The 21,755-nt window shown below is 54.6% G+C and carries 15 protein-coding genes and 1 pseudogene; 9 read left to right on the plus strand and 7 right to left on the minus strand.

Translation table 11 applies throughout. The features are described 5' to 3' along the window. The 3 genes from C7476_RS26630 to C7476_RS26640 form a co-directional block, all read left to right on the plus strand. The coding region (locus tag C7476_RS26630) for an isoprenylcysteine carboxylmethyltransferase family protein (RefSeq protein ID WP_281032748.1) at positions 1 to 168 on the plus strand (168 nt) is incomplete at its 5' end. A gap of 308 nt (positions 169 to 476) precedes the next feature. Further along, positions 477 to 1,250, plus strand: coding sequence for an alpha/beta fold hydrolase (locus C7476_RS26635; RefSeq protein WP_114432939.1), 774 nt, complete (start codon positions 477 to 479; stop codon positions 1,248 to 1,250). Between the two features lie 123 nt (positions 1,251 to 1,373). Next, positions 1,374 to 1,559 carry a hypothetical protein gene (locus C7476_RS26640; protein WP_114432940.1) on the plus strand — a complete coding sequence of 62 codons (186 nt, stop codon included), beginning with the start codon at positions 1,374 to 1,376 and terminating at the stop codon, positions 1,557 to 1,559. A gap of 144 nt (positions 1,560 to 1,703) precedes the next feature. Here the strand turns inward: C7476_RS26640 and C7476_RS26645 are convergent, their stop codons facing one another. Together C7476_RS26645 and C7476_RS26650 are read right to left on the minus strand one after the other, a co-directional pair. Then, the gene (locus tag C7476_RS26645; RefSeq protein WP_114432941.1) at positions 1,704 to 4,811 is read right to left on the minus strand and encodes an efflux RND transporter permease subunit; all 3,108 of its coding nucleotides are present in this window, start codon (positions 4,809 to 4,811) and stop codon (positions 1,704 to 1,706) included. Then, a complete protein-coding gene (locus C7476_RS26650; RefSeq protein WP_245426614.1) occupies positions 4,811 to 5,863 on the minus strand; it encodes an efflux RND transporter periplasmic adaptor subunit in 1,053 nt (350 codons plus the stop codon). The genes C7476_RS26645 and C7476_RS26650 overlap by 1 nt, the downstream gene beginning before the upstream one ends. Before the next feature lie 761 nt (positions 5,864 to 6,624). Here C7476_RS26650 and C7476_RS26660 point away from each other — a divergent pair. Together C7476_RS26660 and C7476_RS26665 are read left to right on the plus strand one after the other, a co-directional pair. Next, entirely contained in the window at positions 6,625 to 9,795 is a 3,171-nt protein-coding gene (locus C7476_RS26660) for an efflux RND transporter permease subunit (protein ID WP_114432944.1), read from the plus strand. Beyond that, positions 9,792 to 11,039, plus strand: coding sequence for an efflux RND transporter periplasmic adaptor subunit (locus C7476_RS26665; RefSeq protein ID WP_114432945.1), 1,248 nt, complete (start codon positions 9,792 to 9,794; stop codon positions 11,037 to 11,039). The genes C7476_RS26660 and C7476_RS26665 overlap by 4 nt, the downstream gene beginning before the upstream one ends. An 879-nt stretch (positions 11,040 to 11,918) precedes the next feature. Here the strand turns inward: C7476_RS26665 and C7476_RS26670 are convergent. The 3 genes from C7476_RS26670 to C7476_RS26680 form a co-directional block, all read right to left on the minus strand. Continuing rightward, positions 11,919 to 12,287, minus strand: coding sequence for a response regulator transcription factor (locus C7476_RS26670; RefSeq protein ID WP_114432952.1), 369 nt, complete (start codon positions 12,285 to 12,287; stop codon positions 11,919 to 11,921). A gap of 77 nt (positions 12,288 to 12,364) precedes the next feature. Next, entirely contained in the window at positions 12,365 to 13,009 is a 645-nt protein-coding gene (locus C7476_RS26675) for a response regulator transcription factor (protein WP_245426616.1), read from the minus strand. Then, positions 13,006 to 14,478, minus strand: coding sequence for a sensor histidine kinase (locus C7476_RS26680; RefSeq protein ID WP_245426618.1), 1,473 nt, complete (start codon positions 14,476 to 14,478; stop codon positions 13,006 to 13,008). Before C7476_RS26680 ends, C7476_RS26675 begins: the two co-directional genes overlap by 4 nt. Before the next feature lie 317 nt (positions 14,479 to 14,795). Between C7476_RS26680 and C7476_RS26685 the strand changes: the two genes are divergently transcribed. The 4 genes from C7476_RS26685 to C7476_RS26700 all read left to right on the plus strand — a co-directional run bounded on the left by C7476_RS26685 (position 14,796) and on the right by C7476_RS26700 (position 19,841). Next, positions 14,796 to 15,362: a Dps family protein gene (locus tag C7476_RS26685; protein WP_114432948.1), complete on the plus strand. Its 567-nt coding sequence runs from the start codon at positions 14,796 to 14,798 to the stop codon at positions 15,360 to 15,362. Next, positions 15,362 to 16,585, plus strand: coding sequence for an oxalate decarboxylase family bicupin (locus C7476_RS26690; RefSeq protein WP_114432949.1), 1,224 nt, complete (start codon positions 15,362 to 15,364; stop codon positions 16,583 to 16,585). Before C7476_RS26685 ends, C7476_RS26690 begins: the two co-directional genes overlap by 1 nt. 87 nt (positions 16,586 to 16,672) lie before the next feature. Next, complete coding sequence (locus tag C7476_RS26695) at positions 16,673 to 17,497, plus strand: formate/nitrite transporter family protein (RefSeq protein ID WP_114432950.1); 825 nt, start codon at positions 16,673 to 16,675, stop codon at positions 17,495 to 17,497. A 37-nt stretch (positions 17,498 to 17,534) separates the two neighbouring features. Continuing rightward, positions 17,535 to 19,841, plus strand: a complete 2,307-nt coding sequence (locus tag C7476_RS26700; RefSeq protein ID WP_114432951.1) for an FdhF/YdeP family oxidoreductase — start codon at positions 17,535 to 17,537, stop codon at positions 19,839 to 19,841. A gap of 807 nt (positions 19,842 to 20,648) precedes the next feature. Here C7476_RS26700 and C7476_RS29270 read toward each other — a convergent pair. Together C7476_RS29270 and C7476_RS28590 are read right to left on the minus strand one after the other, a co-directional pair. Next, the gene (locus C7476_RS29270) at positions 20,649 to 21,134 is read right to left on the minus strand and encodes a COG4315 family predicted lipoprotein (RefSeq protein ID WP_342633368.1); all 486 of its coding nucleotides are present in this window, start codon (positions 21,132 to 21,134) and stop codon (positions 20,649 to 20,651) included. Between the two features lie 432 nt (positions 21,135 to 21,566). Continuing rightward, positions 21,567 to 21,755, minus strand: a pseudogene (locus C7476_RS28590) (IS30 family transposase); the annotation flags it as partial.

Raw genomic sequence — 21,755 nt, forward strand, 5'->3', positions numbered from 1 at the left:
CATCCGAATTATGTCGTCGTGATCGGAGAGATCGCCGTGCTGCCCTTGTGCTTTGGACTGGTATGGTATGCTCTCGCATTCTCCGCGCTGAATGCCTTCGTTCTGGCGGTAAGGATCCGGGAAGAGAATGCCGCGCTTTCGGAGTTGCGCCATGATGCAAGGCACTGACCCAGGCCAAGCGCTGTTGCCAAGTCTTTCAACTTGGCTGGGCTTTTTATAATCATCATATTTGCCTATCCGCCGCTCCCGCCGAAAGCCTTCTCAATTTGTTGAGGAAGCTCCCCGCCACATTCGATGGGAGGGTGAACCAACTTCGTCCTTGATCCGGATTTACCAGCGCGCCGCATGTCGCATCGCGTAGAGCGCGAACTCCTGCCAACCTTGTCCCGGCTATACTCATGTATAATCGAAAATGATCTGCTCACACGATAAGCACCAAGGATACTCATATCAAACACAATAGAGAGGAATATATGATGATGATGAACAGGCGGATGTTTTCGGCTACCCTGGTTGCCGGTGCTGCATCGTTGATTTCCTCCCGCGGCATGGCAGCGAAGCCATCACCCATTCTGGCTCGCAACGTCGTCCTCGTCCATGGTTTGTTCGCAGATGGATCGTGCTGGTCGGAGGTGATTGCTCGCCTCCAAGCGGCCGGACTCAACGCCACGGCCGTTCAAAATCCCTTGACGACGTTACCAGAAGCCGTGGCATCCGCCCAGCGGGTGCTGGCACTGCAGGACGGCCCGACGGTCCTTGTGGGACACTCATTTGCGGGAATGATCGTGACAGAGGCAGGTGTGCATCCTAACGTTTCGGCGCTCGTCTATGTTGCGGCGAGGGGGCCAGACGCTGGCGAGGACTATTCCGCGCTCGCCAAGACTTTCTCAACGCCCCCGGCTACAGCCGGCATAGTTTTCAATGGTGACGAGGGACGCTTGAGTGAAGCTGCGTTCCTGCGCGATTTTGCCGGCGACCTGCCTGAAGCAAGATCGCGCGTGCTTTATGCAGTGCAGCAGCCATTCCAGAAAGCTCTCCTGACTGGCCGGACTTCCCAAGCGGCGTGGCGTTCCAAGCCGAGCTTCTACGCTGTCTCAACAGAAGATCGTACGATAGATCCGGACTTAGAGCGTTTCATGGCTAAACGCATGGGAGCCAAGACGATTGAAGTGAAGGCGAGCCATTTGTCGTTGATCTCAAAACCCGACGAGATCACGAAACTTATCCTTGAAGCCACTGGACGCACCTAGCGTCGAAGAGAGTGTGAGTGGATCCGGGGGCGCCTACTCGCGTTCCTCCCGTGCCGATGGCCAGAACTCGCACGAAACAAAGATCAGGCAACCATTCTGAAGTCTGGCGCCGCGGATGGAAGAATGATCGCACGCAATCCGCTCTATGCGTTCTCAGCAGGCGTTGGTATGCAAACGGTGAGCCTCCCGGTCAGCCTATCCTTTGGAGCAGCGACGGTGTTTGCCGTCCGTATCGTCATTTTCCGCGAGAGAGGAGCCTTCCCGCGCAAGACACTCGGCACGCCCGCGACGGGTTGGCCTTCTTTCTAGCGGCGCCGGCAGAACTCAACAGTGCCCCGCAACGCTGTCGATTGCACGATACAACTACATCCATTGACCGCGAACCTTGAGTTAGAGGCTCTCCGTATCGGATTGAACGATTCTGCGTCTGCCAAAGCATGCCACAGCCAGGAATCAATCCTGGACATCGACTGCCCGCGCGCTGTTGCGCCGCCCAGATATCCAGAGGCTCAATCTGTCGAGGTAAAGGTAGACAACCGGCGTTGTATAGAGCGTCATTGCCTGACTTAGTATGAGGCCTCCAACCATTGCATATCCCAGTGGCTGTCGCAGTTCAGAGCCAGTACCATGCCCCAACATCAGCGGAACGCCGCTAAGGATGGCCGCCATGGTCGTCATCATGATCGGCCGGAACCGCAGCAGGCACGCCTGTCGGATTGCTTCCTCCGGCCGCAAGCCATGTTCCCGTTCCGCAGCAATTGCGAAGTCAACGATCATGATGCCGTTTTTCTTGACGATGCCGATGAGAAGTATGACGCCGATGAGGGCAATCACAGTGAAGTCGAAGCCGAAGCTCCATAGCATGATGAGGGCTCCGAGACCTGCAGATGGCAAAGTTGACAATATGGTCAACGGATGGACATAGCTCTCGTAGAGGACGCCAAGAATAATATAAATCACCGCCAGCGCAGCTAAAACGAGCAAGGGCTCGCTTGATAAGGACGTCTGATACGCCTGCGCATTGCCTTGGAATGTTGCAATGAGTGTAGGTGGCACTCCCAAGTCGGCTTCGGCCCCGTGGATGGCCGAAACAGCTTGGCTGAGAGCAACTCCAGGCGCGAGGTTGAAGGACAATGTTACCGAAGGAAACTGGCTTTGGTGATTGATCGCCAGGACCGTCGTTGGCTGCGTTGACTGTTTCACGAGCACGTTGAGCGGCACTTGCGCGCCGGTCAATGGCGATTTGATATAGAGCCCATCGATTGCCTGGGGGGAGCTTTGGGCCTTTGGCGGCAGTTCCAGAATGACGTGATAACTGTTGAGGTCCGTAAAATACTGGGTGACTTGGCGCTGGCCAAAGGCATCATCGAGCGTGTCATCGATTGTCTGAGGCGAAATGCCAAAACGCGCCGCCTGGTCACGGTCAATGTCGAGTGTGACGGTTGCCCCATTGGATTGCTGATCCGTCGCAACATCCGTGAGCTCGGGTAGCGTGCTTAACTTTGCCAAGAGCTTCGGAGCCCAATCGCTGAGTTCGTTGGCGTCGCCATCCTGGAGTGTGTATTGAAACTGAGTGGCAGTGCTTCGGCCGCCGACATTGATATCCTGCGCCGGTTGCAGGAAAAGCTTTACGCCTTCGATCTGTGCAACCTTGGGGCGCAAGCGCCCAATGATCTGGCTTGCTGTAGCGTCTCGCTGGTCCTGGGGCTTGAGCGTGATGAACATGCGACCCGTGTTCAGCGTATTGCCGGAGCCACCACCGACTGCCATCCCGACCGAAGCAACTCCCGGATCACCGGCGACCACCTTGCCTATTTCTACCTGATGTCGCGCCATATCGGCGAAAGAGGTGTCTTGTGCACCCTGCAGAAGGCCTGTGATCAAGCCGGTATCCTGAATCGGAAAAAAACCTTTGGGAATACTGACAAAAAGATAGCCGGTGGCAACGAGCGTCAGCAGGAAGATGCCAAATGTGACGCGATGATAGTGCAAGGCAATATCAAGCGTCGTGCGATAACCGCTGAGGAGGCCGTTGAACCCTCGTTCGGAGATCAGATAGAGTCTGCCGTGTTTTATACTGCTTTCGTTTTTCAGAAAACGAGCACACATCACTGGTGTCAGAGTGAGCGACACAAGTGCCGACACCGCGATAGTGACGGTTACGGTGATAGCGAATTCGTGAAAGAGCCTGCCCACAATGCCGCCCAGAAACAGAATAGGTATAAAGACGGCAACGAGTGAGAGGCTGATGGAGATGATTGTGAAGCCGATCTCCCTTGAGCCATCGATAGCAGCCTCCAGTGCCGATTTACCGTCTTCCATATGGCGCTGGATGTTCTCCAGCATGACGATGGCATCGTCGACGACGAAGCCGACCGCAATGCTCAGTCCCATTAGGGACAGGTTATCAAGACTGAACCCCAGCACGTACATGAGTGCGAAAGTGCCGATGAGCGCGAGCGGGACAGTGACGGCCGGTATCGACGTCGCCCAGATGTTCCGCAGAAAAACGAATATTACCGTGATAACCAGTGCGATCGTGAGCAACAGGGTGAATTTTACATCCAGGACAGACGCCCGGATGGTCGTCGTACGATCACTTAAACTGGATATGTGCAGCGCATGCGGCGCTATTGCCTTCAACTCCGGCAATAATGCTTTTATCTGATCTACTGTCTCAATGACATTTGCGCCGGGGAGTTTGGAGATCGGTAGCAAGATGGCCGGCTTGCCATCGGCCCATGCTGCTATTTGAGTGTTTTCCGGCGCATCGATCGCTTGGCCAATGTCGCTTATTCTTATCGGAGCACCGTTCCGGTAAGCAATGATCGCGTTGTTCCAGGGGCCTGCGGCCAGAAGCTGATCATTGTCGTAAAGTGTATAGGTCCGCAAAGCTCCCTGGATGCTACCCTTTGGCGCATCGGTCGTGGTGGCGATGATTGCGGAGCGGATATCTTCCAATGACAGCCCGAGATCAGCTATTTTGCGTGGGTCGACTTGTACTCGAACTGCTGGCTTCTGTTGACCAAAGACCGAAACCTGCGCGACACCCGACACCTGGCTGATATGCTGTACCAGGACATTCTCGGCAAAGTCATCGATCTGCGTCAATGGCAAGGTATCTGACGTAAGTGCAAGCACAAGTATGGGTGGATCTGCAGGGTTCACCTTCCGGTAGGTCGGCGGAGATGGAAGATTGCTTGGCAGCTGGCCACCGGCGGCGTTGATCGCGGTTTGTACATCCTGCGCTGCGCCGTCAATATTGCGGTCCAGCTGAAATTGCAGCGTGATCGAACTGCTGCCGAGGGTGCTCACCGACGTCATCTGCGTAACACCCGAGATTTCGCCGAACTGCCGTTCCAACGGTTGGGTAACCGAAGATGCCATCGTTTGCGGGCTTGCTCCTGGCAGCTGCGTGGAGACCTGGATAGTTGGAAAATCGACCTGCGGCAGCGGCGCTACAGGCAGCAAAGGATAGGTCGCCAAGCCGATCGCGAGGATGCCCAGCATGAGCAGCGAGGTTGCGATGGGTCGTTGGATAAACCAGTGCGAGATCGACATCAATCCCGCTCCATCTCGGCATCACTCAGATTTGTGGCCTTGTCAGGTGTATCCTGAATTGAAATTTTTGCACCTGCCTCGAGACGATATTGCCCAGAAGTAACCACGCGCTCCCCGGCTGTCAGTCCGCTCTCGACTACCGCGCGGCCGGCGGAAATCTGGCCAGGGTGGATCGCGCGAACTTCCACGGTATCATCCGGTTTGATCACATAGACGAAGAAGCCATCCTGACCTCTTTCAAGCGCTGCAGAAGGCACCGTAACGGCTTGATGGACCACCCTTTGCTGCAGGCGGATATCGACGAACTGTCCGGGCCAAAGCTTCTCGTCTACATTGGGAAACGTCGACTTCAGCCGCATGGTGCCACTCGTCTGGTCTATCTCGTTGTCGATGACCGAGAGGGTTCCCGTACCCAGATTTGTGCTACCATCACGGGAGTAAGCTGTCACGCTGACAGGACCGGCGTCCTGAGCAGCGCGCACTGCCGCCAGATCATCTTCCGGTAGTGTCGATACGACAGAGATGGGTTGCGTTTGCGTTATGACAACAATCCCGGTTGTGTCAGCCGCATGGACATAATTACCCTGATCAACCAGCCTGATGCCTGTGCGTCCATCAACGGGCGCGATCATCTGTGTATAGGACAGCGAAACAGCAGCGGAATCTTTCGCGGCAGCGTCTTGTGCTATCTGCGCTTGCAGCTGCGCAACGGTGCTTTGTTGCGTCTGCGTGGTTTCTACGGTCGTAAATTCCTGGGCGGTAAGCTTCTTGTCCCTCTGCAGAATGACCTTGTCATTATCCAGGTTCGCTTGATCCTGGACCAATTTGGCCGAGGCCTGATCGAACGCGGCTTGGAAGGGGCGAGGGTCGATGACAGCCAGTAGATCGCCCTTCTTGACCCTCTGCCCCTCGGTGAAAAGTACTTGCTGAAGTTCACCATCGACCTTGGCTTTCACGGTGACGGTATTGAACGCCTGAACTGTGCCGAGACCATTCAGATAGACAGGCACATCAGTCTGGACCGCTGCTGCGGCCTTGACTGGTATGAGCACAGGAGCCGGCCGACCTATGGCGACCGTCTTCTCATTGCTTTGGAGCCAAAAAGCTCCAGCTGCGCCGAGCAGGGCTAAACCTATTACGATGCTGGCTCTATTTCGAACTGAAAAGTGCATCTTGTGCTCCAACTCGGCGAGGGTTCTTAAGCCATTGCATCCTTCGCGCTAGGGGCGAGGAGATCCCGACTCAATCCTGAGGTTCGATATGCCCGTCAGTGAAGTGAAGTTTATGCAGCGTTGCCAAATATTCGGGGAGTGAGTTCGCGTCGATGGACAAAGCGGGCTCGGTTTGACTGATCCCTTGCGGCTCGGTGTGTCGCAGAGCTCTGTCGTTCTTTACCGGATGGCTGTCTTGCGGACCAGCCAAGGCTGCGGGAGGTTGAATGGACAGACATACTACCGCGAGCATAGTTGTGAGAATCAAAGAGCGCATTTCTTGTTCCAATTTTTGGCGACGCCCTTTTTGCAAGCCGTCAGGTTCAGATGATACTTCGCGGGAACTCGTGCACAGGACAGAATGCGGCTACGCATCAAGGCGCTCATTCCCAATTGTTTAAATGGGTTGGATGGCAGCTCGCACAACCAAAACCAAAGTATGAAACGATCAGACGAGCGAATAATAGCCGTCCACGTTCGTATGATGGAGCATTCATTGCGAACTAAGTAGTCTAACACCGTCACCCGTCAGTGACAGATGCTCCGGCCGGAGGTATCGACCCTTCTGCCTCGCCTTACACAATTGGGGTCTCCAGATAGATATGGGTATTGTCAGGTTCGCGCTGCGGTTCCCGCACACATTCTACGTATTAGCCGCCTTAATACTTTTCCTTGGCGGAGTCGCAAGTTACGAGATGCGAACGGATATCTTTCCGGAAATCAACATTCCGGTTGTATCGGTGATCTGGAGCTATGGTGGTCTCAGCACACCTGAAATGGAGCAGCGTGTCACCACCTATAGCCAGTATGCAATCAGCTCCAACGTCAATGGCATCAAGAATATCGAAGCGCAGACGCTGGGTGGATTGTCGATTCAGAAAATCTACTTCCAGCAAGACGTCAATCTGGACCTCGCGATCGCGCAGATTGTATCGGCGACAAACGCCATCCGCGCACTTTTGCCAGCAGGAATCCAGGCGCCGCTTGTGGTGCAGTTCAATGCCTCCAGCGTGCCCGTCCTGCAAATCAGCCTGAGTTCCGATACGCTCAACGAGCAACAGCTCTATGATTATGGCATCTACCGGATTCGCCAGCAATTGGCGCCGATCCCGGGCATCACACTGCCAACCCCTGCTGGGGGAAAATACCGGCAAATCATGGTCGACCTTGATCCGTCGAAGCTGCTTGCCAAAGGTCTCACCCCACTTGACGTCGTCAACGCAGTCAACACGCAGAATCTGACCCTACCTTCCGGCACAGCCAAGATCGGCGATACTCAGTATGTCGTGCGCACGAACGCGACGCCGGCGACGATCGATGAACTCAACGACATTCCGGTCAAGGTGGTCAACGGAGCTACGGTTTTCGTGAAAGACGTCGGCCAGGTTCATGATGGTTGGCTCGTTCAGCAGAACGTCGTTCGTCAGGACGGGCGGCGTTCCGTGCTTCTGAGTGTCATCAAGAATGGTAATGCTTCCACGCTGGAAGTGGTCAATGCCGTCCGGGCAGCGTTGGTTACGGCACGTGCGTCGGCGCCTCCCGGTATGGAAATCAAGGAGATCTTTGATCAGTCGGTGTTCGTCAAACAGTCCATTGCGGGTGTGCTGCGCGAAGGCGCCATCGCGGCCGCCCTTACTGCCCTGATGATCCTGCTGTTTCTGGGATCGTGGCGATCAACGTTGGTTGTCATGATAACAATACCCCTTGCAATTCTGTCATCGGTCATCGCTCTGTATTTCCTGGGTGAAACGCTCAACACGATGACGCTCGGCGGCCTCGCGCTGGCCGTGGGTATCCTTGTCGACGATTCGACGGTGACGATCGAGAACACCCATCGTTTGCTCACGGAAGGTCAGTCGCTGCCGCAGGCGACGCTACATGGAGCGGCGGGTATCGCTGTGCCGACATTGGTGTCTACGCTCGCGATCAGTTGCGTGTTCACGTCAGTGGTTTTCCTTGAGGGACCGGCCAAATATCTTTTCACACCGCTCGGGCTCGCCGTCGTTTTCGCCATGCTGGCGTCCTATGGGCTTTCTCGGACACTCACTCCCATTTCCATCGGCTTGTTGCTCAAGAGCGAGCGCCATGGGACGTCGAAAAACTGGTTCTCCCGATTTCATGCCAGGTTCGAGCATGGTTTCGAGACGATGCGCGGCCGGTATGTCGGGCTGCTTACGTTGCTGCTCACACGACGGTTGATCATGCCGATCGTCGCCGTCCTGGTCCTGGCCCTTGGAGTCACCTTGCTGATCTTCGTCGGGCGCGACTTTTATCCCGCGATCGATGGCGGCCAGATTCAACTTCATGTGCGTGCGCCCGCTGGAACGCGGATTGAGACGACGGAACGCATCTTCCAGCAAGTCGAGGACAAAATTCGCGAAATCGTTCCTGATAGCGACCGCCAGCTTGTCGTCGACAATATCGGGCTCCCGGCCCGTGCGTACAATCTTGCATTCACCGACGGCTCGACGATCGGCGTAAATGATGGCGTTATCCTCGTCGCCCTTAAGCCTGGCCACGCACCTACTGCAGACTATGTGCGCAAGTTGCGCTCAGCACTACCGGAAGCCTTTCCGGACGTGCTGTTCTACTTCCAGTCTGCGGACATCGTCACGCAAATCCTCAATTTTGGTCTCCCCGCACAAATCGATGTCCGCACCGTCGGATATGACCGGGCCACAAACCTGCGGGTGGCAACGGAGCTCCAGCGACGCATCGCAGCCATTCCGGGCGTCGCGGACGCCCACCTCCAACAGGAAGTTAACGCGCCCGCATTCGACACCACCATAGATCGCACGCGCGCAGCGCAACTAGGTTTGAATGCAAACACCATCGCAACGAACATCAATGTCAGCCTGAGTTCTTCCGAGCAGGTATCGCCCAATTTCTGGACCGACCCGACGACCGGCATCCCGTACTATCTTGCGGTTCAAACGCCCGAATCGAAGATCAGTTCGATAAACGACCTCGGTAACACGCCTGTCTCCTCAACCATATCCACAGCCGGCGCTCAGGTGCCAGGACTTCTTAGCAATGTCGCAACGTTCAAGCGAAGCGGCATACCCACCAACAGTAACCAGGCAAACATTCAGCCTCTCTACGAGGTTTTCGCCAGTGTCCAGGGTCGCGATCTCGGCAGCGTTTCCAATCAGATCAACGCCATCGTCACGGATATGCAAACGCAGCTTTCTCCTGGAAACTACATTCAGGTGGCAGGCCAGATCCAGAGCATGAACGATGCTTTCCGGGATCTTGGCATCGGTCTCCTGTTCGCCGCTGTGTTTGTTTATATGTTGATGGTCGTAAATTACCAGAACTTCGGCGATCCGTTTGTCGTCATGCTGGCCTTGCCGGCGACGCTTTGCGGCATCCTGACCATGCTCTTTGTGACGGGAACAACTCTTAACGTGCCCTCGCTTATGGGAGCCATCATGGCCGTCGGCGTCGCTTCCGCGAATTCGATCCTGCTGGTCACGTTCGCGAGAGAGCAGCAACTGACGGGCAGGTCGGCGGTTCAGTCGGCTATTGACGCAGGCCATACCCGTATCAGGCCGGTCCTGATGACTGCAGCAGCCATGATTGTTGGCATGATTCCGATGGCCATAGGTGGCGCCGGCGAGGAACAGAATGCCGCTTTGGCGCGCGCTGTCATCGGCGGCCTGCTGTTCGCAACTCCTACGACACTCCTCTTCGTCCCGTACCTGTTTGCGATGCTTCGCGGAGGACAGGACGGCAAGGCGGCCCACGGCGTATTCAACGAGGAACCAGCATGAAACCCTTAGAACCGTCGGATCAACGGATTGACCAGACCTATAAGCCACAACTGCAAATTTCGTCCGGGCGGGGAGGGTGGGTCGTAGGGCTTGGCACGCTGCTTGGGCTTGTCGCCTTGCTCTGTTTCGGTGCGTGGGGATATCACTCGCGGGCCGAGGAAGTTAACACCACAGCCGATCAACTCCGCAATTTCGTGCCATCCGTGCACGTTATCGAGATAAAGCCGAGCGCCGATACCATCAACGTCAGTCTTCCCGCGACCACCTCGGCTTTCGACGACGTTGAAATCTTTGCCCGAGCCAGTGGCTATATCGAAGAACGCGAAGCGGATATAGGCGATCACGTAAAGAAGGGCCAACTCCTCGCCACGATCGCCGTGCCGGAACTCGATGATCAAATTCTCGAAGCTGAAGCCACTTTGGGCCAGCTCCAGGCGGCTTTGAAACAGGCACAGGCTAATTCAGACCTCGCCCAGGTCACATGGGATCGCGACAAGCCGCTGGTCGCCAAGGGCTGGATAACGCAGCAACAGGGTACCATCGACGTCCAGACCCTAAAGGCCCAACAGGCAACGGTGGGTGTCGCACAAGCCAATGTGAAGGCACAGCAAGATCAACTTGAGGTGCTTAATCAACAAAAACTTTATCAGCGGGTCATCGCACCATTCGACGGTGTCATCACCCAGCGCAATATCGATAAAGGCAGCCTTGTACAGGCGGATACGACGACCGGCACTTTCATGTTCGCCATCATGCAGGGAGACGTGATCCGTACGCAAGTCTTTGTGCCACAGGATGCAGCGTTCGGCGTTAGTCCCGGCGACAAGGCCAACGTTGAGGTTCCCGAGATCCCGGGCCACATTTTTTCTGGAACGGTAACCCGAATAGCCGATTCATTGCAGCCGGGGACCCGCACGTTGCTGACCGAGATCGACGTGCCCAATCCTGATGGCCTGCTCACGCCCGGTATCTACTGCACTGTACAGCTTCAAATTCCGCGCAAGTCGCCGAGCCTTTCGATACCCTCTGACGCCCTCATCTTCAATGCAGACGGATTGCAGGTGGCCGTCGTTGAGAATGGCATTGTTCACATAAGAAAAATATCTGTGGTGAGAGATCTGGGAACAACCATCGAAATCGCGGACGGTCTCAAGCAAGGCGACGTGGTAATTCGAAATCCCCCAGTGCAACTGGAGGAAGGCAGTAAAGTCCGCGTCAATGCCGGAACTGTTGCTGGCGTTTGACTAGGGGATCAAATTTCGGCGAACAGATACGATCGCCAATTCCGATCGAAAATCTCTTCGCCGTTGCCGCCAACACATTGTCTTTGAGTATTGATACTAATTGGGGCTATGGTCCAAGCCATTCATGCCCCATGATGGTTAGAAAAGTAGTAATGGTGGGTGCGTTAAAATCACATATTAAAGAATTCACAGAAATCTAAAATATTGGTGGATAGAGTTCGCTCTATAAAAAGCTATAAATGTTCCAAATTTTGTCTACATCAGCCGAATTGTGGCGTAATAAATGGCATAAATATTACTTTTTATTAATTTGAAGTGACGGAGTTACTGTAATATATTTTCTAACAGACCGGGAACCGCCGGCGATGGAGAATATCCAGCGTGACACGACGGAACTGGACGGTCTTATAGAAAGAGGGCACCAACTCTGTCCTCGATACTTTGGAGACGCCAAAAATGCGCTCTTTGATCTTCAGAACGGCAATCGCCGCCCTTTTCATCTCTACTCCGTTTGCTACCGCTTATGCAGCCTCGGGTGGTTCACATGGCTCCCACGATGGAGGTGGATCACACGCTTCGCACGAGTCAGGCGGATCACGCGCCTCCCGCGGGGGGCAATCCGTTAGTAACACTGCTAAAAATTTCGACCGTATTGAACGCGATGACGAGTCGAATGAGGGTAGTTCCGACCCGTCCTACCTCTTCGGAATGCACGAGACACGATAGTCCATGCGTCGGACAAGCTGTGCCTCGCGATCCTGAGGCATGGTATCCGTTAGGTACGAAATCGCTCCAGGTGCGTCCGGGGGCGATTTCGCATTGCTACCCGGATCGGTAAATCGGTTGAGTATCTTATCACGAGCGGCCCGTGATCGACGGCTACATAGCCAGTGCCTGATCTATGCAATCGATCATGGCCTGACTTTCGAAAGGTTTCCGGAAGTAGCCCTTGGCGCCTGCGGCCATTACCCTCTTATGAATTCTTTCATCCTCGAATGCCGTAATAAAAATGACTGGAGTAGCGACACCAATTTTGAGCAGGATATGGAATAGTTCCACTCCGCCCATTCCGTCCATTTGAACGTCCGTAATAAGGCAGTCGATTTCTATGTGATCCCTCTGGGCCAGAAATGACTCCGCGGAAACAAAGGTATAAACATTGAGCCCATGTGAGCTTATGAGATTCTCCATGGCGTCGCGCAGCGACGTGTCGTCCTCGACGACGGCTATGGACTTTGAACGGTACACCAAGCAACCTTCTAAAACCTGTGACTGTTTCTAAATCAAATGCACCACCCAGAGACCAGAAGATATCATACTCATGTTTAGGTTCTGGCATCCTGGTTCAAAACCGGCCGAAGCGCCTCATAAGCTTTGACAAGTTCCGCAAGGGTCCGAACAGCCATTTTTTCCATCAGATGACCGCGGTGGATTTTAACTGTTATCTCGCTCACACCGAGCTTGCCCGCAATTTGCTTGTTCATCAGGCCGCTGGTTACCAGGGCAATGACCTCACGCTCGCGAGCCGTCAGACTTTCATACCGCGCCATCAGTGCAGACAGTGCGCCATCGCTAGCCCGGCGAGCTCGATCGAGGGCCAGTGCATTGGCGACCGCATCGAGCATATCCTGGTCCCGGAACGGTTTGGTCAGAAAGTCAATCGCACCTGCCTTCATCGCGCGTACCGACATCGGAACGTCGCCGTGGCCCGTCATGAAGATGATGGGAATATTGTTTCCTAATTTCGCCAGTTGATTTTGAAAATCAAGGCCGCTGACGCCGGGCAGCCGAATATCGAGAACAAGGCAACTTTCGGCAGAAATCTTGGCAGGGCGAGCAAGGAGTTCCGCTGTGGAGCCGAACAGTTCCACGCGCATGCCGACAGATGCGAAAAGATTGCCCAGCGCTTCTCGCAAGTGTTGGTCATCATCAACTACGAAGACAATTGGCGTTGTGAGTTCGGCCATCATCCGACCTCCCTGTTGAATGGAATGGTGAATTCGAAGGTGGTGCCTGCTCCCGGTTCGGAACTTGCACTTATGCTCCCGCCGTGCGCGGTCAAAATCGAACGACATATTGACAAGCCCATGCCCATCCCGTCCGGCTTCGTCGTAAAAAACGGGTTGAAGAGGTTGTCGCGGACCTCGAGAGGAATGCCAGGACCGGTGTCCTGGACCCTGAACATGATGGCGCTTTCCTCTTCCGAGGATTTCACCGTGAGCTCTCGCCGTCCTTCCGCGACGTGCGCCATCGCCTGGATGGCGTTCAACAGTAGATTCAGAACAACTTGCTGCAGTTGCACACGATCGCCGATGACCTTCCGTAGATCGGCTGCAAGATCCACTCGTAAAGTCACCTGATTGATATCGATTTCGCGTTGCAGCAGCGTGACTGTTTCTTCGATAATCTCATTCAAATCAACATTCATCGGGTTTGGAGACGCCTTCACCGACAATCCGCGTAAATGCTTGATGACGTCGCTGGCGCGGGTAGCGTCGGCGATCATGGATTCCATCGACGACTGCACTTTCGTCAAATCCGGCACATCCCTCTTGAGCCAACGCAAGCCAGCTCCTCCGTTGGTGACCACGGCTGCCAAAGGCTGGTTGAGTTCATGTGCGATCGATACCGTCAGTTCTCCAAGGGTCGCTACGCGGGCTACATGCGCCAACTGACTTCGCGCCACATCCAGTTCATTCTCCGCTTCTCTTCGTGCTGTAACATCCATTATGCTGATCAAGACCATGTCGAGAGCAGGGCGATCAAGCGGTACTGCTACATTATAAAGAAAAATCAGCTGGCGCCCGTCCGATGTCTTTAAAATAGCTTCGGCTTCATAACTCTGATTTCCAGCCCATATTGAAGCAAGCAACTTCCATACTTTCCCCTCCATGTCATCGCTAACGAGTGTCGGCAGCAGCTGCTCTAGAGCGCCTAGATCTGGAGCGTTGAACATGTTCAGGGCAGTCCTGTTGGCGTTGGTCAGCTTGATCAGTCTTAGTGCACTGCGGGCGAATCCGGGATCCAGGCGTTCAATATCCTCGATGCGTTGCACATCATTGGACTTAAACCTGTCGAACGCGTGTTTTAACCCCGTAAAGTCCATCTGGAGAATTCCAACGCCTGTAGCCAGAAATATGGACCGGTAACGCTGCTCGCTATCGGCTAAAACTCCGATCGCCGCTTTTACCCTGAAAGCAAGAAAAGTTGTTATCCCGATTGCAGCAAGGCTGACAAAGCAACGTCCAATGGAGTCAGCCGGGAGCTCCTGTCCATGCGACAGCAAGAAGCTGAGGAGCGTCAGCCCCATGCAGCCAGCACCAATTGCCAGAAGCTGGATTTTCTTGGCAAAATTGAGCGAAAGCAACACGACGACGACGTAGAGAACAGCGATGGCGATGTCAAACGTCGTCAGAGTATCCAGAATGAAAACTGCCACAGCAATGGTTGCTGCAGCCAGCGGTGAAAATCTCGCCATGCGAACTATCCCAAATAGCCAACCCGATCGGGCTATAACAGATCGGCTGCAAGGCTCACAATCTTAAGTGGCGCAATGTCACTTATTTCCGCTAAACGCAACGGTGTTGCTGCCTCGCCTCGCGCACGCTAACACCCGACCGACGGTAAAATTCACCCCCCTATACTCAAGTATAACTTAATCGAAACGAGTATCCACTGTCACGGCAGGAAGGCTTGGCCTAGGCTCGATACAACAATCAGCCAATGATACTACGTGGAACAGGAAAGGGTCGTTGAATGAGCCTGTCAATTTATACTAGTAACCGTGTGAAGTCGTTCTTTTCAGGCGATGCTGCCGCCGAGATTTCGGCGGCCCTGACGACCCTGCTTGCGGACACGTTCGCACTGTACCTAAAGACGAAAAGTTTCCATTGGCACATGGCTCCAACGGGTTTTGGTATTTTCCAGCCACTGCTAGACGAACAAGCCGAGCAGATACTTTCGATCACAGATGTTATCGCGGAACGGATAAGCGAACTCGGAGGCACGACGCTACATTCGATTGGCCATATCGGGCGACTGCAGAGGCTTGCCGACAACGATGCCGATTACCTTACGCCAGCAGAGATGTTGACTGAACTCGCCAGCGACAACAGGCAGCTCTCTTCATTCCTGCGTTGCACCCGCGATGTCTGCGACGTGCACCGGGATTTTAAGACGGCTGACTATTTCGAGACTTGGATCGACGAGGCCGATGGCCGAACCTGGTTTCTCATCGAAGCATGGCGTGCGCATCTCCGATCAACCCCGACGACAGCTGCGGCACTGCAGGTGCAAATGACATTATCGGAAAGGCTAATATAATGAATGCTTTTAGCCGTCGTGAGGCGCTTTTGGCGCTGTCTGCAGGTGGAATGGTCGCCGCCGCAGGGTCAACGAGTTATGCCGCCGATCTACCACAGCCGCGCCGCGCCGGAGTGGGCGGCGATGATCCTGGACCGCGCAACCTCGATCGGGACATCCAGAATCCAGATATTCTCAATCCCCCGGCTACCGATGCGGGAACCTTGCCCAACCTCCGTTTTTCGTTCGCGGATGCGCCGACAAAAGAATACGCTGCGGGCTGGACCCGTCAAATCACCAAGCGGGAACTTGGAATATCCAAGAGCATAGCCGGTGTTGATATGCGGCTGAACGCCGGCGGCGTTCGTGAGTTGCACTGGCACAAAGAAGGCGAATGGGCCTATATACTTTATGGAAATGCCAGAGTTACCGCTGTCGATTCCGACGGCAGGAACTTTGTCGGCGATCTCGGTCCCGGTGATATCTGGTACTTTCCGTCCGGTACACCGCACTCCATCCAGGGGCTTGGACCCGACGGGTGTGAGTTTCTGCTGGTTTTCGACGATGGCGGTTTTGACGAGGACAGCACGTTCCTGCTGAGCGACTGGTTCAGGCACGTACCCAAAACTATTCTTGCAAAGAATTTCGGCGTGCCTGCAGCAAGCTTCGATAATCTCCCCTCTCCAAGTGACCGCTATATCTTCAATCTCCCTGTCCCAGGCAATCTTGACAGCGACAGGATTGCGGGCGCGACCACGGTTCCAAACGGGTTCGTCCACCGAATGAGTTCACAAACTCCGATAAGCTCTGCGGGCGGCACCGTTCGCATAACCGACTCCCGGAATTTCCCCGCGTCCAAAACGATTGCCGCAGCGCTTGTGGAAATCGAGCCGGGGGGCATGCGAGAGTTGCACTGGCACCCAAACACCGATGAATGGCAATACTACATTCAAGGAGTTGGACGAATGGGTGTGTTTGCAGCCAACGGCGCCTCCCGCACCTTTGATTTCGCAGCTGGCGACGTCGGATATGTGCCATTCGCCATGGGACACTACGTCGAAAACGCCGGTGATAAACCGCTCGTGTTCCTCGAAATGTTCAAAAGCGACCACTATGCGGACGTGTCTCTCAACCAATGGTTGGCGTTAACTCCACCAGAACTCGTTTCCGGGCACTTGGACTTCGATACTGCGACTATGAAGGCTTTGAAACCAAACAAGCAGCCAGTCGTGAGTTCCGTTTAACTAAGCTGATCTTCGCCACCGGCTGGCGTTGCGCAACGGCAGCGCCGAAATACATCCAAATTGATGCTATTCCATAGGAAAACTGCCATGTACGAAGAAACAATCAAAAACCTTTCGGATGCGGGCAGGTCCAAGGCCGTCGCGCTAAAGGGTAATCCGTTTGCATTCATGGTCGGTTCTGCCATGGCGGGTGCATATATTGGCTTTGGCGATATCATCATGTTCACCGTGGGTGCTCATGCGGACCCTTCGTGGAGTCATCTTGTCATGGGTGCTGTTTTCGCCTCGGCACTCACGATCGTCGTCTTTGCCGGGTCTGAACTTTTCACCGGTATGGCTATGTACATGCCGCTTGCGCTTCTGAGCGGCAAAACTGGTTTGATCGATCTCCTGCGTGTTTGGGTACTTTGCTGGCTGGGCAATTTCGCAGGAGCTTTCTTGCTTGCCGTGCTTTTTAAGCTCGGCGGCGGAGGTGTCCTCCTCGGCGACGGCAGTCCGGCATTCTTTGCAGCGGTTGCGGCGAAAATCAGTGCCCCGGCTCACGAGCTTTTTGCCCGGGGCATCATATGCAACTGGCTCGTTTGCCTCGCGATCTGGATGTCTTATCGAACCGAAAACGATGCTGCGAAAGTCTTTTTGATCTTTTGGCCAATCATGATTTTCGTTGCTGCTGGTTTCGAGCACTGCGTGGCAAACATGTTCGCTTTTTCGTTAGCGCTCCTCGGACCTCATCCGGCAACCATTAGTGTATACGGCGCTTTACACAACCTGGTATTTGTCACTCTGGGCAACATCGTCGGCGGCGGGATCATGGTGGCCTTCGGATATTGGGTGCAACTCGCTGGCACTGCGCAGGCGGCGTCTCCGCTGGCCAAGAACCGGACGCTTCCCCCGGTCAGCAGGATCGGCTGAACATACCTGATCAAGATAGTTTGAAAGCGGATTTGACATGGCCAGCAAACGACCCGAGGGAATTGAAAGATATGATGCACCTGCCGGAGGCTGGGGCGCGTTGAAAGCGGTAGCAGAAAGCCTGTCGCGGCAGCAGATCGTCGCTCAAGGCGCAGCAACTCTCTTGAAGGTTAATCAACCCGATGGCTTTGACTGTCCCGGCTGCGCCTGGCCCGATCCGAGGCACACATCGTCGTTTGAGTTCTGTGAGAATGGTGCCAAGGCCGTAACGTGGGAATCAACTGCCAAACGTTTGACGCCTTCCTTCTTTGCATCTCACACTGTTTCAGAATTGTGGGATTGGCATGATCATGACCTCGAAAATCAGGGGCGGCTAACCCATCCGCTGATCTATGATGCGTCCGTGGACACGTATGTGGAAATCGAATGGGACGTCGCCTTCCAAACGATCGCCGAGGCGCTGAATGCACTTCCCGAGCCGAACATGGCCGAATTTTACACCTCGGGCAGGGCCTCAAATGAAGCCGCCTTCCTTTTTCAACTTTTCGTACGCGCTTACGGGACAAACAATTTTCCCGACTGTTCCAATATGTGCCACGAAGCGACCAGCGTCGGGCTCCCTCAGTCGATCGGCGTCGGGAAAGGCACGGTCACCCTCGAAGACTTCGATCATGCCGATGCGATCTTCAGTTTCGGGCACAATCCCGGGACGAATCATCCACGCATGATGACGACATTGCGTGAAGTCGCAAAGCGCGGCGTTCCGATTGTGGTCTTCAATCCCCTCAAGGAGCGGGCGCTTGAGCGATTTGCTTCTCCTCAAAGTGCTGTCGAGATGGCAACTCTGTCATCGACGGAGATTGCCTCGGCCTATCACCAGGTACGCCCGGGAGGCGATGTTGCAGTGCTGAAGGGAATGATGAAGCGAATTTTCCAGCGCGACAGAGAGGAGATAGACAATGGCGGAAGCGGCATGCTCGATCGCAGCTTTATCGCCGAGCACACGGATGGCCTCGATGCCTTGCGAACAGACATCGATGGAACACCCTGGAGTCAGATCGAGGCGATCTCCGGTCTCACGCAAATGGCAATTGAAAGTGCCGGCGACGTTTACTTGAAGGCCAGGAATGTCATTCTCTGCTACGGAATGGGGATCACGCAGCACAGGAATGGCACTTCCAACGTGCAGCAAATCGCTAATCTACTGCTGTTGCGCGGGAACATCGGTCGTCAGGGTGCCGGCATATGCCCGTTACGAGGTCATTCGAATGTTCAAGGTGACCGCACCGTAGGTGTCACCGAAGCGCCCAACGCTGCGTTGCTGGATGGTATGGAACGCGCCTTCGGCTTTCGTCCGGTCGCGGAAAAAGGTCACAGCGCTGTGGAGGCAATCGAAGCTATCCAGGATGGCCGTTCAAAAGCGCTCATCTGCCTCGGCGGAAATCTTGCTGTGGCAATGTCGGACCCTGGTGCTACTTTCGCTGGCATGCGAAAGCTGGATCTGGCGGTTCACCTTACGACCAAGCTCAACCGGTCACATCTGCTGACGGCGAAAACGTTGATCATACTACCGGTTCTGGGCCGCACAGATGTGGATATTCAAGCGACGGGTCCACAATCAGTCACAGTCGAAGACTCGATGTCGATGGTCCATGCATCGCGAGGTTTTTTGAAACCGCCCAGCGACCTGGTGCGCTCGGAACCGGCTGTAATTGCCGGCATTGCCAAGGCCACTCTTCGCAACCGGCACGGGATAAAGTGGGATGCAATGATCGACAACTACGACAGCATACGCGACAAGATTGAAGTCGTCTTTCCGGACTTCCGTGATTTCAACGAGAGGATAAGGCAGCCCGGCGGGTTTCGTCTGAGCGTGCCAGCTTCTACCCGCGACTGGCGCACCCCAACCAGAAAAGCCCAGTTTTTGGTCGCCGAAAGCCTTGATGAAGATCCGGAGCTTTCGGACTCTGATCTTCTCACATTGACGACTATTCGCAGTCATGATCAGTATAACACTACGATCTACGGCATGGATGATCGCTACAGAGGCGTGTTCGGGAGACGCGATGTCATCTTCCTCAACGGAGATGATCTCGCCAGCAGAGGGCTGGCTGACGGCGATATCCTTGACGTCGAAGCAGCGCGAAATTCTGCCGAGATTGATGACCGCCCGCGGCTGGTTCGCCGCCTCACTGCGATCGAGTACGATATCCCAAGCGGGTCCGCTGCCGGATACTACCCGGAAATGAACGGCTTGATTGCATTGTCGCACTACGACCGCCGCTCGGGAACTCCTGGGTTCAAATCGATTCCCATCCGCATCAGGCTTGCGATACCGGACTGAGTAACAGCTCTGGCGATGTTGATGCTCAAGAGTATGAGCTGTCTCGGTTCTACAATGCAATTCGCGATTCCTGATGCTCGGAAGCATCTTCACGTCTGTGAATGCGGTGATTTAATGAGTGGGTCTGAGTTCGACTCCATTCAAGGCGATCATTGGCGCCGTTTTCCGTGAGTCGCAGACGAATTGTAAACCCAAGGCAACAATCGAAGTCGACGAAAACCTGCCCTTGCCGGCCTTTTCAAACGAGCAGTTGTAGCTGTCTGCCAAATCTGTACAACGCCGATTTGGGAGACTTTCAGCGAGCGTGACTGGGGGGATCGACCGAGGTAACGAGGTAGCATCCGGGCGGAACGTTCACTCCTCGTCAGTGTATCTGAGACACCATAATTCTCAAATTTCCTGCACAGTGAGTTTCATTTCGCAGCTCGATATTGACCGAGGATCCTGGCGACGAGTTCTCCAAATCGGTTCCGATCTACACCCAGGGTGGGATCTTGAAGCGTTTCCAACATATTTGCCCTTCTTGTTCCACTATAGTCACGGCAAGCAATGCAGGACGCACACGGATGGGCCAAATTGGCTTTCCTGTTGAGGGCACGCGCCACTCCTGCAGTTGGGTAAAGCCTATAGAGCCCGAAATCGGATGGACTGTTGCCTTCATTAAGCTCAAGCACTCCCGTCGCATCGCAACACGACGACAGACGCGCCGTCTACATTCTAAGCTTCTCACACCTCGCCGCAGCAATGATCTGGGTGCGTTGAATGTTGAAAGGCATGGCAGCCGGTAACTGCCGCTCTACGCTGGTTTTATGGCTTGGCAAGATGCCAGATGCCCTCAGCTCCATCACCCCGAATTTCGCCGGGCTTAAAGTCCAAGCGGTATGTGTAGAGCGGAGAACCCTTGTAAGCCCACTGAAGAACACCGCTTGAACGCCGGATCAGGCTCCAATGCCCAGAGGTCCGTGCGCTCGCAGGGGCCTCAAATGGCGGCCACGCGGTAGCACAAAGGAGAGTGCACTCAGACTTCCCAGGCTGGTCTTCGTCGAAAGTGTAGAGCGACCAACCATGGGCGTCGGTTAGGATCTTTGTCTGTCCGTGCATTATTACCCTGGCAGGTGCCGCCATGTCTGCATACGCCATTGAAGACGCACTTAAGGCGAGGCTGAGGGCGAGCATGGAAGTCATTATAGTTCTCGACATATTGGTCCTTTCGGTCGCTCTTTCCGTCCAAGGTAGCGAAAATGCAGGCTGCTCCCAGACAACGTTATGGGTTTGTAGAATAGATCGCCGCATTGTACGCGGATAATCCTCCTATGTTATAATATACTGCTATATTAATAATAAATCAGTACAAGGTATATTAGTGGTATACGTGTGTATACCATGTTGGATTATGGAGCCGTTTTCTCTATGTGAGGCGAATGAGGACAAGCCGTTGGCCGTCGCTCGGACGCCGAAGCACAATCCTAGGCCTTTACGGGACGATGGGTGGAGCGCCTGTCGGCAAGTAATGAGACGAAAGGAACACGATCGCATGATTGTGCCTGTTTCGAACCGGCCTCGATGCCGACATTCACGAGATCAATAGGCAAATTTCTCCAACAGACGTCAAAGCGGCCATCGAGCAACCCTATCTTTCTAGCAGCCGAGATTTACTGGACTGGTAATGACTGAGCCCAGCTTCATGTGGGTTCTATGTCAAATGCAACGGCGGAGTGGGGCAGGCTATTCCGGCAGCGATACAATTTCAACAAGCTGCTCTCTGAACACTTCGGTCGGGGTCCTGTAGTCGAGACACTTTCGCGGGGTCGCGTTCAGACGCTCGCAGATTGATCGCACGGATTGATGGGGAAGGGACAAGAGATCGGTGTCGCGCGGCAGGTAGCGTCGCACCCTTTTGTTCATGTTCTCGAC

The organism is Phyllobacterium bourgognense (genome assembly GCF_003337575.1).
GTDB lineage: Bacteria > Pseudomonadota > Alphaproteobacteria > Rhizobiales > Rhizobiaceae > Phyllobacterium > Phyllobacterium bourgognense.